The following is a 15,399-nucleotide window of genomic DNA, read 5'->3' as shown; positions in this document are numbered from 1 at the left end:
CCCGGGTGACCGGCACATACGTCTTCCCCGCGTCGTACGCACAGCAACGCCTGTGGTTCCTCACCCAGCTCGACCCCGACGCGCCCGCCCACCACGTCAACGCCGTGATCGAGCTGCCCGACACTGATCACGACCGCTGCGCGCACGCCCTGCGGGAGATCGTCCGCCGCCACGAGACCCTGCGCACCGCCCTGACCACCGAGGACGGCGCGCTCGTGCAGGTCGTCCACGCGGACCTGCCGGTCACCCTCCAGCACACCGACCTCGCCCACCTGCCACCCGACCAGGCCGAGCAGCGGTTCCACGCCATCGCCCGCGCCGACGCGCGCACCCCGTTCCGACTCGACCGGGCCCCGCTCTGGCGCGCCCGCCTGGTCCGCCTGCCCGGCACGCCGGACCCGGGGCGGCCGGCGCACCGGCTCGTCCTCGTCGTCCACCACGCTGTCTTCGACGCCCGCTCCGCCACGAACTTCGTCACCGAGCTGCACGAGCTCCACGACGCCCACGCGCGCGGGCGCCCGCCCAGCCTGCCCGACCTGCCCGTCCAGTACGCCGACTACGCCGACTGGCAGCGCCGCCACCTCGACGGCGGCGTGCTGACCGAGCAGCTCGCCTACTGGCGGGCCCGCCTGGCCGGGCTGCCGGCCGACACCGGCCTGCCCACCGACCGCCCCCGGCCGCCCGTGCGCGGCCACGACGGGGCCGAGCACCACCTCCACCTGCCCGCCGACCTCGTCGACGCCCTCGAGTCGCTCGCCCGCCGCGAGGGTGCCACCCTGTTCATGGTGCTGCTGGCGGCGCTCAAAGCCCTCATCGCCCGACATGCCCGCACCCACGACATCGCCGTCGGCACCCCCGTCGCGGGCCGCGACCTGCCCGAGGTGCAGCCGCTCATCGGCATGTTCATCAACACGCTCGTGCTGCGCACCGACCTGTCCGGCGACCCCGCCTTCACCGACCTGCTGGCCCGGGTCCGCGCCACCGTCCTGGACGCTCTCGACCACGCCGACGTCCCCTTCGACCGGCTCGTCGAAGCCCTCCAGCCCCGGCGCGACCCCAGCCGCACGCCCCTGCACCAGGTCGGCTTCAACCTGCTGCCGATGCGCGAGCGCGGCCAGTTCGCCAACGGCACCGCCCAGCTCGACCTCACCTTCGACGTCATCAGGACCGCCGACGGGGCCGGCGTCTGGATCGAGTACGCCACCGACCTGTACGACCCCGCCACCGTCGAACGTCTCGCCACCGCCTACCGGCTCATCCTCACCGCCGTCGCCGCGGACCCCGCCCTGCCCCTGTCGCGGCTGCCGCTGCTCACCCCCGAGCAGCGCCGTCAGCTGCTGACCACCGGGAACGACACCGCCGCCCCCTACCCGGACCGCTGCCTGCACGACCTGGTCGCCGGCCAGGCCGCCGCGACCCCCGACGCCGTGGCCGTCCGCACCGTGGACGGCGCCCACCTCACCTACGCCGAGCTCGACGCCCGCGCCGACGCCCTGGCCCGCCGCCTGCGACGGCTCGGCGTGCGTCCCGAGTCCCGCGTCGCGCTGTGCCTGCCCCGCACCCCCGACCTCGTCGTCGCCCTGCTCGCCGTGCTCAAGGCGGGCGGCTGCTACGTGCCGCTGGACCCCGACGCCGTGGCCGTCCGCACCGTGGACGGCGCCCACCTCACCTACGCCGAGCTCGACGCCCGCGCCGACGCCCTGGCCCGCCGCCTGCGACGGCTCGGCGTGCGTCCCGAGTCCCGCGTCGCGCTGTGCCTGCCCCGCACCCCCGACCTCGTCGTCGCCCTGCTCGCCGTGCTCAAGGCGGGCGGCTGCTACGTGCCGCTGGACGCCGCCTCCCCGCCCGACCGGCTCGCCCACCTGCTCGCCGACTCCGGCGCCCGCCTGCTCGTCACCTGCTCCCAGCTGCTGGACCGGCTGCCCGCCGCCCGCCCGCCCGCGCTCCTGCTCGACGATCCGCCCCAGGATCCGGACCCGTACCGGGATCAGGACGGCGGGTCTCCGCCGCGGGTCACACCCGGGCACCTCGCCTACCTCATCTACACCTCCGGCTCCACCGGCCGCCCCAAAGGGGTCGAGGTGCCGCATCGCGGCGTCGTCAACCTCGTCACCGACGTCATCCGCCGCCTCGGCCCCGCCAGCGCCCTGCTGGCGACGTCCCTGTCGTTCGACATCGCCGCCCTGGAGATCTTCACCCCGCTGCTGTCCGGCGGCACCCTCCTGCTCGCCCCGGACGACGCCTCCCGCGTCCCCAAGGAGCTGCGCCGCGCCGCCGAGCACGCCGACCTGGTCCAGCTCACCCCGTCCGTCGCCGGCCTCGTCCACGCCGACCTGCCCCGCGGCGTCCCGCACCTGATCCTCGGCGGCGAACCCCTGCCCACCGACCTGGCCGCCCGGCTGCACGAGGTCACCCCGGACCTGTGGAACTTCTACGGGCCCACCGAGACCACCATCTGGTCCACCGCCTGGCGGGTCCCGCCGGCCCCGCCCACCATGCTGATCGGCACCCCGCTGGCCAACACCACCGCCCACGTCGTCGACGACCACCTGGAGCCCGTCCCCGTGGGCGTACCGGGGGAGCTGCTGCTCGGCGGTGACGGCGTCACCCGCGGCTACCACGGCCGCCCCGCCCTGACGGCGGAGAAGTTCGTCCCCGACCCGTTCGGTCCGCCCGGCGGGCGGCTCTACCGCACCGGCGACCTCGCCCGCCGTCACCCCGACGGCACCATCGAGTGCCTGGGCCGGGTCGACCACCAGGTCAAGATCCGCGGCGTGCGCATCGAACCCGACGAGATCGCCGCCGTCCTGGCCGAGCACCCCGCCGTCCGCCACGCCGCCGTGACCGTACGCGACGACGCGCCCGGTGGACGCGGCCTCGTCGCCTACCTCACCACCCACGACGGCCGGGCGGGCGACGCGGGGCAGTGGCGCGCCCACCTGCGCGCCCGCCTCCCCGAGGCGATGATCCCCGCCGCGTTCGTCCACCTCGACGTCCTGCCGGTGCTGCCCAGCGGCAAGCTCGACCGTGCCGCGCTCCCGCCACCGGCCCCCGACGCGGGCCCCGGTCACGTCGCGCCGCGCACCCCGCTGGAGGAGTCCCTGGCCGCCATCTGGGCCGAGCTGCTCGGCCGTCCCCGCGTCGGGGCCACCGACGACTTCTTCGCCCTCGGCGGACACTCCCTGCTCGCCGTCCGCCTCATCGGCCGCATCAACGACGCGTTCGACGTGGACCTCCCCCTGCGCCTCGTCTTCGACGCCGCCACCGTCGAGGAGCAGGCGGTGGCCGTGCTGCACCGCCAACTGACCGACGCGGACCTGCTGGAACTGCTAGAGGAGGACCGGTGACCGACGTGGACCGCGCGCGTGAACGCCTGGCCCGGCTCACCCCCGAACAGCGCGCCGCCCTCGGGGCCCGCCTCGCGGCGGGCCGGCGGGCCGGCCCCGGCGCCCAGGCCGTCCCCGCCGACACGGCGCGGCACCCCGCCAACCGCGGCCCGGACAACGGTGCCGCGCGGGGTCCGGAGGGCGGCCCGGACAACGGCGCCGCGCGGGGGCCGGAGGGCGGCCCGGTCATCCCGCGCCGCGCCGACCCGGCCGCGCCGGCGCCCCTGTCAGCCGCCCAGCGCCGCCTGTGGATCGTCGACCGGCTCGACCCCGGCAACCCCGCCTACACCTTGTCCTGGGCGTACCGCGTAGACGGGCCCCTCGACGCCGCCGCGCTGGCCGCCGCGTTCGACGCCCTCGTCGACCGCCACCCCGTCCTCGGCCACGTCATCACCGTCGAGGACGGCGAACCCCGCCAGCATCCCGGGCCCGTCCGGCCCACCCTGCGCCTGGACACCCTGGCCGACACCCTGACCGACGCCGAGGCCGACGCCCTGGCCGACGCCGCCGCCCGCGACGAGGCCCGCCACCGCTTCGACCTGGCCTCCGGGCCCCTCACCCGGGCCCGCCTCATCCGCCTCGCGGCCGACCGGCACCTGCTCCTGCTCACCGTCCACCACATCCTCGCCGACCGCTGGTCCATCACCATCCTGCTCGGCGAGCTGCTCGACCTGTACGCGGGCGCGCACCCGCCCCAGCCGCCGGTCGACTACGCCGACTACGCCGCGTGGAGCCTCCATCAGCCCCATGGGGACGACCTCGCGCACTGGCGCGACACGCTGGCCGGCCTGCCCGACGCCCTCGACCTGCCCGCCGACCGGCCCCGCCCCGCCGTCGCCACCCACCGGGGCGACCGGCTCCTGTTCGACCTGGACGCCCCGCTCGCCGCCCGGCTGCGCGACCTCGCCCGCGCCGAACGCGCCACCCCGTTCATGGCCCTGGCCGCCGCCCTGCAGGCCCTGCTCGCCCGCTACACCGGCCAGACCGACATCCCGATCGGCACCCCCGTCTCCGCGCGCCCCCACGCCGGACTCGACCGGACCGTCGGCCTGTTCCTCAACACCGTCGTCCTGCGCGGCGACCTGTCCGGCGACCCCACGTTCGCCGAGCTGCTGCGGCGCACCCGCGGACGCGCCCTCGACGCCTTCGAGCACGCCCGCCTGCCGTTCGAGACGCTGGTCGACGAGCTGGCCACCGGGCGGGACCTGTCGCGCAACCCGCTGTTCCAGGTCATGCTCGCGTACCAGAACACCCCGCCGCTGCCCACCGGGGCGCCAGGACTGACCCTGCGCCGCCTCGACGTGCACCCCGGCACCGCCATGTTCGACCTGGACCTCATCGTCGAGGAACGGCCCGACGGGTCGCTGCTGTGCGTCCTCGACTACGCGACCGACCTGTTCGACCGCGACCGCGCCGAACGCCTGGCCGGCCACCTGCGCACGCTCCTGGCTGCGGCCGTCGCCGCCCCCGCCCTGCGCCTGTCGGACCTGCCGCTGATGGACCCCCGCGAACGGGACGCCACCCTCCGCCTCAGCGGCCCGCCGCCGACCGCCCACCCCGGCGGCGGCGTCCACGAGCTCGTCGCCGCGCAGGCCGCCCGCACCCCCGACGGCATCGCGGTCGAGCCCACCCGACCCGCCGCCGAGCCCGCGCCCCCCGCGCCCGCCACCGCGCCTGGCGCCGCGCCCGCCACCGCGCCTGCCGTCGGGACCGCGGGCGGGACCGCGGGCGGGACCGCGGGCGGGACGGCGGGCGGGACGGCGGGCGGGACGGCGGGCGGGTCGGCGGGCGGGAGCCGGCTCACCTATGCCGAGCTCGAAGCCCGCGCGCACCGGCTCGCCGCGCGGCTGCGGCGGCTCGGCGTGCGCCGCGAGACCCGCGTGGGCGTCTGCCTGCCCCGCACTCCCGACCTGGTCGTGGCGCTGCTCGCGGTGCTCAAGGCCGGCGGCTGCTACGTGCCGCTGGACCCGGCCCATCCGGCCGACCGGCTGGGCGACATCGCCGCCGACTCCGGCGCCATGCTGGCCGTCACGGTCGGCGCCCTGCAGGACCGCCTGCCCGCCGGCCTGCCCCGCACCCTCCTCGACGCCCCGCCGGACCCGCCGGACGAGGCCGGCCCCGCCGGCTTCGCCCCGCCCCCCACCCACCCGGACCAGGCCGCCTACCTCATCTACACCTCCGGCTCCACCGGCCGCCCCAAAGGGGTCGTCGTGCCCCACCGCGGCCTCGTCAACCTGCTGACCGACCTGCGCGACCGCCCCGGCCTCGCCGCGGGGGACCGCTACCTGTTCCTCACGTCGCTGTCGTTCGACATCGCCATGGCCGAGATCTTCGGCCCCCTCACCACCGGCGGCACCGTCGTGGTCGCCTCCACCGCCGACCTCGCCGCCGTCCACGACCGCGTCCGCGCCGGCGACCTGCACACCGTCCAGGCCACCCCCTCCGTCCTCGAAACGCTCCTGCCCGCGCTCGCCCACCGCGTCCCGCGCGTCGTCAGCACGGGAGAGGCGCTCCCCGCGCCGCTCGCCGCCAAGCTGCTGGCCGTCACGGACGACCTGTGGGACCTGTACGGCCCCACCGAGACCACCATCTGGTCCACCGGGCACCGGGTCACCGGAGACGCCCGCGCGTCCATCGGCACCCCGGTCGCCAACACCACCGCCCACGTGGTCGACCCGGCCACCCTGCACCCCGTCCCCGTCGGCGTGCCCGGCGAACTGCTGCTCGGCGGCGCCGGCGTGACCCGCGGCTACCACGGCCGCCCGGCCCTGACCGCCGAACGGTTCGTCCCCGACCCGTTCGGCGGGTCGGGCGGCCGGCTGTACCGGACGGGGGACCTGGTGCGCCGTCGTGCCGACGGGTCGCTGGAGTACCTCGGCCGCGCCGACGACCAGGTGAAGGTGCGCGGCGTGCGGATCGAACCGGGGGAGGTGGCGGCGGTCCTCGCCGAGCACCCGCGCGTCCACCGCGCGGTCGTCATCGTCCGCGACGACGCCCCCGGCGGCCGCGGCCTGGTGGCGTACGTGGAGCCGACCGGCCCGGACACCGCCTCCGACACCGGCCCGGACACCGGCTCGGGCGGCGAGGAGGCGGCGACGGCGGGGGAGTGGCGCGCCCACCTGCGCGCCCGCCTCCCGGAGGCGATGATCCCGGCCGCGTTCGTCCCCGTCGCCGCCCTCCCGGTGCTGCCCAGCGGCAAGCTCGACCGCGCCGCCCTGCCGCCGCCCCCGCGACCCGCGACCGCCGCACCGCACCGGCTGCCGCCCCGTACGCCCGCCGAGCACGCCCTCCACGGCCTCTGGACCGAACTGCTCCAACGCGACGACATCGGCAGGGAGGACGACTTCTTCGCCCTCGGCGGCCACTCCCTGCTCGCCCTCCGGCTCATCGCCCGGCTCAAGGACGCCTACGGCATCGACGTGCCGCTGCGCCGCTGTTTCGAGACCCCCACCATCGCCGGCCTGGCCCCGCTGATCCCCGCCGCCCCCCAGGCGTCCGCCACCGCCGTCCCGCGCGCCGGCGACGGCCCCGTCACGCCGACCCACGCCCAGACCCGCCTGTGGTTCCTCGACCAGCTCGACCCCGGCAACCCCGCCTACAACATCGCCTGGGCCGAACGCCTCACCGGCCCGCTGGACCCCGCGGCCCTCGCCGCGGCCTTCGACGACCTCGTCGACCGGCACGACGCGCTCCGCCTCGTCATCACCGGCGACGGCGGCGAACCGCGCCTCCGCGAAGGCGCCCACCGGCCCCGCCTCACCGTGCGGGATCTCACCGCGGACCCCGGCGCCGCCGCCTCGGCGGGCCACGAGGAGGCCCGGCACCGCTTCGACCTGGCGCGGGGCCCGCTCGCCCGCGCCCTCCTCGTCACCCGGGCCCCCGGCGAGCACGACCTCTTCCTCACCCTGCACCATGTCATCGCCGACCGGTGGACGTTGTCCATCCTGCTGCGCGACCTCATGGCCCTCTACCAGGCCCGCACCACCGGGAAGCCGCGGCCGTCCGGCCTGCCCGACCTGCCGGCCGGCTACCGGGACTTCGCCGCCTGGCAGCACGCCGCCGCCTCCGGACACGGTCCCGCCCTCGCCTACTGGAAGGACGCCCTCGCCGGCCTGCCCGCCACCCTCGACCTGCCCGCCGACCGCCACCGGACCGGCCTGCCCGACCACCGCGGGCGCCGCCTCACCTTCACCATCGACGCCCCCACCGTCGCGGCCGTGCACGCCTGCGCGCGCCGCCACCACGCCACCCCGTTCATGGTGCTGCTCGCCGCGCTGCAGGCCCTGCTCGCCCGCTACACCGGCCACACCGACATCCCCATCGGCACCCCCGTCTCGGGCCGCACCCACCCCGCCGTGGAGAACCTGGCCGGCCTGTTCCTCAACACCCTCGTCCTGCGCGGCGACCTGGCCGGCGACCCCACCCTCGACGAGCTGCTGCGCCGCACCCGCGAACGCGTCCTCGACGCCCACGACCACGCCGGCCTGCCGTTCGAACTGCTCGTCCAGGAGCTCGCCGAGGAACGCGACCTCACCCGCAACCCCCTCTTCCAGGTCATGTTCGCCTACCAGAACGTGCCGCCGGCGCCTCCGGAGGTCGCCGGCGTCCGCCTGCGCACCCTCGACGTCGACCCCGGCGTCACCCAGGCCGACCTGCACCTGATCATGGAGGAGTCCGGCGACCGGCTCACGGCCGTCCTGCACTACGCCACCGACCTGTTCGACCACGACCGCATGCAGCGCTTCGCCCACCACTACCGGGCGCTTCTCGGCCACGTCCTGGCCCACCCGGGGCAGCCCGTCACGGACGCCCCGCTCCTGACGCCCGCGGAGGAGCGCACCATCGCCTCCGCCAACGCCACCACCCGGCCCCCCGACGGACGGCCCGGCACCCTCCCCGCCCTGCTCGCCGCGCAGGCCCGGCTGACCCCCCACGCCGCCGCCCTCGGCCACGACATCCCCGGCCGGCCCGGCGAGCGCGGCTGGATCACCTACGGGGACCTGGCCGCCAGGACCAACCGCCTCGCCCGCCGCCTGCGCGCCCTCGGCGCCGGCCCCGGCCAGGTGGTCGGGGTCTGCCTCGACCGCGGCCCCGACCTCGTCGTCGCCGTGCACGCCGTCGTCACCGCGGGCGCCGCCTACCTCCCCCTCGAACCCGACCACCCGCGCGACCGGCTCCAGGCCATGACCGGCGACGCCCGAGCCCGCCTCGTCATCGCCACCGGCCGGACCGCCGCCCACCTGCCCGGCGACGTCACGCCTCTGCTGCTCGACCGCGACGCCGACGCGATCGCCGCCGAGGACGCGGGACCGCCGGACGTGGCGGTGCATCCCGACAGCCTGGCGTACGTCATCTTCACCTCGGGGTCGACGGGCCGGCCGAAGGGGGTCGCGGTCTCCCATCGCGCCATCGCCAACCGGCTGCACTGGATGCAGGACACCTTCGGCCTCACCCCCGACGACCGCGTCCTGCACAAGACGCCGTTCTCCTTCGACGTGTCCGTGTGGGAGCTGTTCTGGCCCCTCGTCACCGGAGCGCAGCTCACCGTGGCCCGCCCGCACGGCCACACCGACCCCGCCTACCTGGCCGACCTCCTCGACAGCGAGGCCGTCACCACCGTGCACTTCGTCCCGTCGCTCCTGGACGCCTTCCTCGACGAGCCGGACCTGGCCAAGCGGCTGCCCCGCCTGCGCACCGCCATCTGCTCCGGCGAGGCGCTCACCCCCGACCTCGCCGACCGGTTCGCCGCCGCCCTGCCCCACGTCCGCCTGCACAACCTGTACGGGCCGACCGAAGCCGCCGTCGACGTCACCTGGCACCCCTGCGCCCCCGGCGAGAGCGCCGTCCCGATCGGGCACGCCATCGCCAACACCCGCGTCGAGATCCTGGACCAGCGGATGCACCGGGTGCCCCTGGGGGTGCCGGGGACGCTCTGGATCGGCGGCGTGCAGCTCGCCCGCGGCTACATCGGCCGCCCCGGCCTGACCGCCGAACGGTTCGTCCCCGACCCGTACGGCCCGCCCGGCAGCCGCCTGTACGACACCGGCGACCTCGCCCGCCGCCGGCCGGACGGCGCCGTCGAATACCTCGGCCGCACCGACCACCAGGTCAAGATCCGCGGCATCCGCGTGGAACTCGGCGACGTCGAGGCCGCGCTCGCCGCACTGCCCGGCGTCCGCGCCGCCGCCGTCCACACCACACCCGACAGCGCCGGCCTGCGGCTGACCGGCTACGTCGTCCCCGTCCCCGGCGCGCCCGCCGACCCCGGCCACTGGGCGGGGCTGCTGCGCGACAAGCTCCCCGACCACATGATCCCCACCAGCTGGGTCCACCTCGACGCCCTGCCGGTCACCCGCAGCGGCAAGCTCGACCGCAACGCCCTGCCTCGCCCCGGCACGGCCACGGCCGCGCCGCCCAGCGCGCCCCGCACCCCCGCCGAGCACGCGGTCGCGGACGCCTGGCGCGACGTCCTCGGCCTCACCGACGTCTCCACCCGGGACAACTTCTTCGCCGTCGGCGGCGACAGCATCCGCAGCCTCAAGGTCGTGGCCCGCCTGCGCGACGCCGGCTACGCCGTCCGGCTCGAACAGCTCTTCCTGCACCAGCCCATCGCCGAACTCGCCCAGCGGCTCGCCCCCGCCGAGACCGGCCCCCCACCGCCACCCGCGGCATCCACCCCGTTCGCCCTGCTCAACCCCGACGACCTGGCCCGAATGCTGGAAGGCGGCGCGCGATGACCCTCACCACCCAGACGGCGCACGGTCTGGAGGACGCCTACCCCCTCGCCGCGCTCCAGGCGGGAATGCTCTACCACAGCGCCTACGAGCCCGACGCGCCCACCTACCACGACCTGACCACCATCACGCTGCGCGGCCGCCTCGACCCTGACGCCCTCACCGCCGCACTCGCCGAGGTCACCGCCCGGCATCCCGTCCTGCGCACCTCGTTCGACCTGACCGGCTTCAGCGAGCCCCTCCAGCTCGTCCACCGGGCCGCCGCCATCCCGCTGGAGGTCACCGACCTCACGGCCGACCCCAGCCCCCGCGACCGCATCCGCGCCTGGGCCGAGGAGGAGAAGCGCCGCCCCTTCGACTGGGCGAGCCCGCCCCTGGCCCGCACCCACGTGCACCTGCTGCCCGGCGAGCAGTTCGCCTTCAGCCTCAGCTTCCACCACGCCATCCTGGACGGCTGGAGCGTCGCCGCCCTCATCACCGAGCTGTTCCGCCGCTACCACGCCCACACGCGGCACGACCCGCTGCCCGCCACCCCGCCGCCGGCCGCCTTCCGCGACCTCGTCGCCGCCGAGCGCGCCGCCGTCGCCTCGCCCGACGCGCAGCGCTTCTGGCGGGACCAGGTCGCGGACGCCCCCGACACGCGCATCCCCCGCCCGGCCGAGCCCGACACCCCGGGGCGGGAACGCACCGTCGAGGTCCTGCGCCGGCCCCTCGACCCCGATCTCCTCGAACGGCTGCGGCGGACGGCGCGCGAGCTCGCCGTGCCGCTGCGCACCGTGCTGCTCGCCGCCCACCTGCGCGTCGTCGCCCTCCTGTCGGGCGACACCGAGGTCATGACCGGGCTGGTCACCCACAGCCGCCCCGAGAGCGAGGCCGGCGCGGACGTCCTCGGCCTGTTCCTCAACACCGTCCCCCTGCGGGTCGACACCGCCGTGCCCACCTGGGCCGCGCTCGTCCGCCGGGTCTTCGACGCCGAGGTGGCCCTCCTGCCGCACCGGCAGTACCCGCTGTTCGAGATCCAGCGCGCCGCCGGCCGCTCACCCCTGCTCGACGTCCTGTTCGACTACCGCGACTTCCACGTCTACCAGGGCATGCCCGGTGTCGACATCGTCGACCAGGACTTCTTCGAGCAGACCGACCTGCCCCTCACCACCGGCTTCACCCGCTCACGCCACCACGGCGGTTTCGACCTCACCCTCACCTACGACCGCACCCAGTTCGCCGCCGGCCAGCTCCGCCAGGTCGCCGACCACTACCTCACCGCCCTGAACCAGGCCGCGGCCCCGGACACGGACCCCCGCCCCAGCGCCGCGTACCTGGTGGACGACAGCGCCGCCATCGACCGCTGGAACGACACCGTCCGCCCCTACCCGGCCGCCACCCTGCACGGGCTCATCGCCGAGCAGGCCGATCGCAGCCCCGACGCGCCCGCCGTCTGCTTCGACGGAACCTGGCTCACCTACCGGCAGCTCACCGCCCGCGCCCGCGTCCTCGCCGCCCGGCTGCGGGCCACCGGCACGCGCCCCGGCGACGTCGTCGGGGTCTGCCTGGACCGCGGCCCGGACCTGCTGCCCGCCCTGCTCGGCATCCTCGGCGCCGGCGCCGCCTACCTGCCCCTCGAACCCGCCCTGCCGCCCGACCGGCTGGCCTACATGCTCGACGCGGCGGGCGCCCGCGCGGCGCTCGCCGACGCCGCCACCGCCCACCTGCTGCCCCCCGGCATCACCGTCCACCGCGCCGACACCCAGACCGACACCGACGCCGACGCCGACGCGAGCGCCGCGTCCGGAGCGGAGGACGTGGGGCCGCCGGACGTGGCGGTGCATCCCGACAGCCTGGCGTACGTCATCTTCACCTCGGGGTCGACGGGCCGGCCGAAGGGGGTCGCGGTCTCCCATCGCGCCATCGCCAACCGGCTGCACTGGATGCAGGACACCTTCGGCCTCACCCCCGACGACCGCGTCCTGCACAAGACGCCGTTCTCCTTCGACGTGTCCGTGTGGGAGCTGTTCTGGCCCCTCATCACCGGAGCGCGGCTCGTCGTCGCCCCGCCGGACAGCCACCGGGACAGCGGTCACCTCGCCGCCCTCATCTCCGGCCGGCGGATCACCACCCTCCACTTCGTCCCCTCCATGCTCGACGTCTTCCTCGACGAGACCGACCTGCCGGACGGCCCCCTCCGTGTCATCTGCTCCGGCGAGGCGCTCGCCCCCGACCTCGCCCAGCGCTTCCACGACCGGCTCCCCGCCGCCGAGCTCCACAACCTGTACGGGCCGACCGAAGCCGCCGTCGACGTCACCTGGCACCCCTGCGCCCCCGGCGAGAGCGTCATCCCGATCGGTCACGCCATCGCCAACACCCGCCTGGAGATTCTCGACCCCGCCGGGCACCGCGTCCCCATCGGCACTCCCGGCGAACTCTGCCTCGGCGGCGTCCAGCTCGCCCGCGGCTACATCGGCCGCCCCGGCCTGACCGCCGAACGGTTCGTCCCCGACCCGTACGGCCCGCCCGGCAGCCGCCTCTACCGCACCGGCGACCTCGCCCGCCGGCTGCCGGACGGCCAGGTGCACTACCTCGGCAGGTCGGACTTCCAGGTGAAGATCCGCGGCCAGCGCGTCGAGCTCGGTGAGATCGAGACCCACCTGCTGGCCCAGCCCGGCGTCCGCGCGGCCGTCGTCACCCTCCACGACCAGCGCCTCGCCGCGTATGTCGTCCCCGAAGGCGTCGAGCCGCCCGACACCGACGCCCTGGCCGCCCGGTTGCGCACGCAGCTGCCCGACCACATGATCCCCGCCTTCTGGATCACCCTGGACGCCCTGCCCGTCACCGCGAACGGCAAGCTCGACCGCGCCGCGCTGCCCGTACCCGACACCGCCGCCGGCCGCGCCCCCTACCTTCCGCCCCGCGACCCCTTCGAGGCCCGCCTGGCCACCCTCTGGGAGGACACCCTCGGCGTCGACGCCGTCGGCGTCCACGACGACTTCTTCGCCCTCGGCGGCCACTCCTTGCTCGCCCTGCGCCTCACCATGCGCCTGCGCAAGGAGCTCGGCCGCACCGTCCCCCTGTCCACCGTCCTGACCGCCCCCACCGTCGCCAGGCTCGCCGCCGAGCTGCGCCGTCCCGACGACAACGACGCCCCGCCCCAGCGGATCGTCCCCCTCAACCCGCACGGCAACCGCCCTCCGGTCTTCCTCTTCCACGCCCTCGGCGGCCAGGTCTTCCGCTACCTCCCCCTCACCCGCCATCTCGGCGCGGACCAGCCCGTCTACGCCGTCCAGGCCGCCGGGCTCGCACCCGGGGAGGAACCGCACGCCACCCTCGCCGACATGGTCGACGACTACACCGCGCACCTCCTCGCCACCCGCCCGCACGGCCCGTACGTCCTCGGCGGCTACTGCATCGGCGGCAACATCGCCCTGGAGGTCGCCCGCCGCCTGCGCGGCCTCGGCCACCAGGTCCCTCTCGTCGTCCTCTTCTACTCCGACGCCGACGAGCCGGTGCTGCGCGCCTCGCTGGAGGACGACGCCGTCCTGCTCACCCACGCCCTCGCCGGCGGCCGGGTCCAGGTGGACCTCGACGACCTGCACCGGATGGACCCCGAGCAGCGGCTGCTCGCCGTCATCGACGCGGCCGCGCGCGCCGACACGCTCCAGCCCGACACGGCCGACCTCAACCAGGCCCGCCGCTTCGTGGACGTCTTCCGCGCCAACGCGCACGCCGTCGGCCACTACCGCCACGACCCCTACGACGGCGACCTGCTGCTGTTCTCACCCACCACCGAGGGGGCGCCGCCCGACGACATGGGATGGCGCGCCGTCGCCACCGGAAACCTGCACATCTCGCCCATCCACGGCGAACGCTTCACCGTCATGTACGAACCCCGCGTCGCCCACGCCGCCGCCGAGCTGAGGAAGCACACTGACCATGGCCTCACCCAGCACTGACCCCAGCACCCACCCCGCCGCGGAGCCCGCCACGCTGACGAAGAACCACGACTTCCTCAAGCTGTGGGCGGGGCAGAGCCTGTCGCTCGTCGGCTCTCAGGTGACCGTGCTGGCCATGCCCGTCGTCGCGTTCCTCATGCTGGGCGCCTCGGTCGCCGAGATGGGCATCCTCGGCGCCCTCGCGCGGCTGCCGATGGTCCTCTTCCTCGTCGTCGGCGTCTGGGTCGACCGGATGCGCCGGCGGCCGGTGCTCATCGTCAGCGACGGCGTCCGCGCCCTCATGCTCGCCACCGTCCCGGTGTTCTTCCTCCTGGACGTCCTCACCCTCTGGTGGCTGTACGTCGTCGTCTTCGTCATGGGCGTCTTCGGGGTGCTGTTCGAGATCGCCTACCGCTCCTACCTGCCGACGCTCGTCGCGCCCGAGCACCTCGGGCAGGGCAACAGCCACCTGCAGCTCAGCGACTCCATCTCCAAGGCGGCCGGGCCCAGCCTCGCCGGCCTGCTGATCGCCGCCCGCTCCGCCCCGCTCGTCATCCTCGTGGACGTCGCCAGCTACATCGCCTCCGCCGTCGCCCTCCTCACCATCCGCAAGCGCGAGGAGCCTCCGGCGCCCGACGGCGGCGCCGGCATGCTGACCGCCATCCGCCACGGGCTCGGCTGGGTCATGGGCCAGCCGCTCATCCGCCCCCTCGCCATCGCCAGCGCCGTCTACTCCTTCTTCGACATCGGCATCCTGCAGACCCTGTACATCCCGTACCTCGTGGACGGGGTGGACCTCCCCGCCACCTGGGTCGGCGGCGTGCTCGCCGTGGGCGGCGTCGGCGCCGTCATCGGCGCCTGGCTGTCCATCCGCGCCATGAACCGCTTCGGTCCCGGCCCCACCATGCTGTGGTCCACCGTCGTCGGCAACAGCGCCCTGATCCTCGTGCCGCTGGCCGGCGGTCCCGTCTGGCTCGCCGTGGCCATGCTGGTCGTCTCCCAGCTTCTCGTCGGCCTGTGCACCCAGGTCTTCGTCGTCAACAACATCACCGTCCTGCAGACGGCGACCCCCCGGGAGCTGACCGGACGCGTCATCGCCACCATCTGGGCCATGGGGCTCGTCCCCGCGCCGCTCGGCGCCCTCGCCGCGGGACTCCTCGGGGAGGCGTTCGGCATGCGCCCCGTCGTGCTCGTCGCCGCCCTCGTCGGCGCCCTGGTCCCCATCGCCGTGCTCGCGCTGTCGCCCATCCCGAGGATGCGCGCCATCCCCGAGGCGCCCATCAGCGCCTGACGAGGACGGACGGGCCCGGCCGTGACGCAGCGCGCGGGGCCGGGCCCGTCCGGCCCCGCGCACGG

4 protein-coding genes are annotated in these 15,399 nt (G+C 75.8%); all 4 read left to right on the top strand.

The features are described from left to right. Nucleotides 1-5 precede the first annotated feature (5 nt). The 4 genes from CXR44_RS16165 to CXR44_RS16150 are packed head-to-tail and all read left to right on the top strand — an operon-like array spanning nt 6 to nt 15,334. Nucleotides 6-3,347: a non-ribosomal peptide synthetase gene (locus CXR44_RS16165; RefSeq protein WP_180903459.1), complete on the top strand. Its 3,342-nt coding sequence runs from the start codon at nt 6-8 to the stop codon at nt 3,345-3,347. Continuing rightward, on the top strand, nt 3,344-10,123 hold the full coding sequence (locus CXR44_RS16160) for a non-ribosomal peptide synthetase (protein WP_101786848.1): 6,780 nt from the start codon (nt 3,344-3,346) through the stop codon (nt 10,121-10,123). Before CXR44_RS16165 ends, CXR44_RS16160 begins: the two co-directional genes overlap by 4 nt. Further along, complete coding sequence (locus tag CXR44_RS16155) at nt 10,120-14,064, top strand: amino acid adenylation domain-containing protein (RefSeq protein ID WP_101786847.1); 3,945 nt, start codon at nt 10,120-10,122, stop codon at nt 14,062-14,064. Before CXR44_RS16160 ends, CXR44_RS16155 begins: the two co-directional genes overlap by 4 nt. Next, a complete protein-coding gene (locus CXR44_RS16150) occupies nt 14,045-15,334 on the top strand; it encodes an MFS transporter (protein ID WP_101786846.1) in 1,290 nt (429 codons plus the stop codon). Before CXR44_RS16155 ends, CXR44_RS16150 begins: the two co-directional genes overlap by 20 nt. The last annotated feature ends 65 nt before the right edge of the window (nt 15,335-15,399 follow it).

The organism is Nonomuraea indica, from assembly GCF_002850745.1.
GTDB classification, from domain to species: domain Bacteria; phylum Actinomycetota; class Actinomycetes; order Streptosporangiales; family Streptosporangiaceae; genus Nonomuraea; species Nonomuraea indica.
Note: the sequence above shows the minus strand (reverse complement) of the source record. Positions and strands in the feature narration are given on the sequence as shown.

Excerpts from the sequence above, each read along its gene's own strand:
- CXR44_RS16155 (WP_101786847.1), top strand. The coding sequence starts at position 10,120 with ATGACCCTCACCACCCAGACGGCGCACGGTCTGGAGGACGCCTACCCC.
- CXR44_RS16150 (WP_101786846.1), top strand. The coding sequence starts at position 14,045 with ATGGCCTCACCCAGCACTGACCCCAGCACCCACCCCGCCGCGGAGCCC.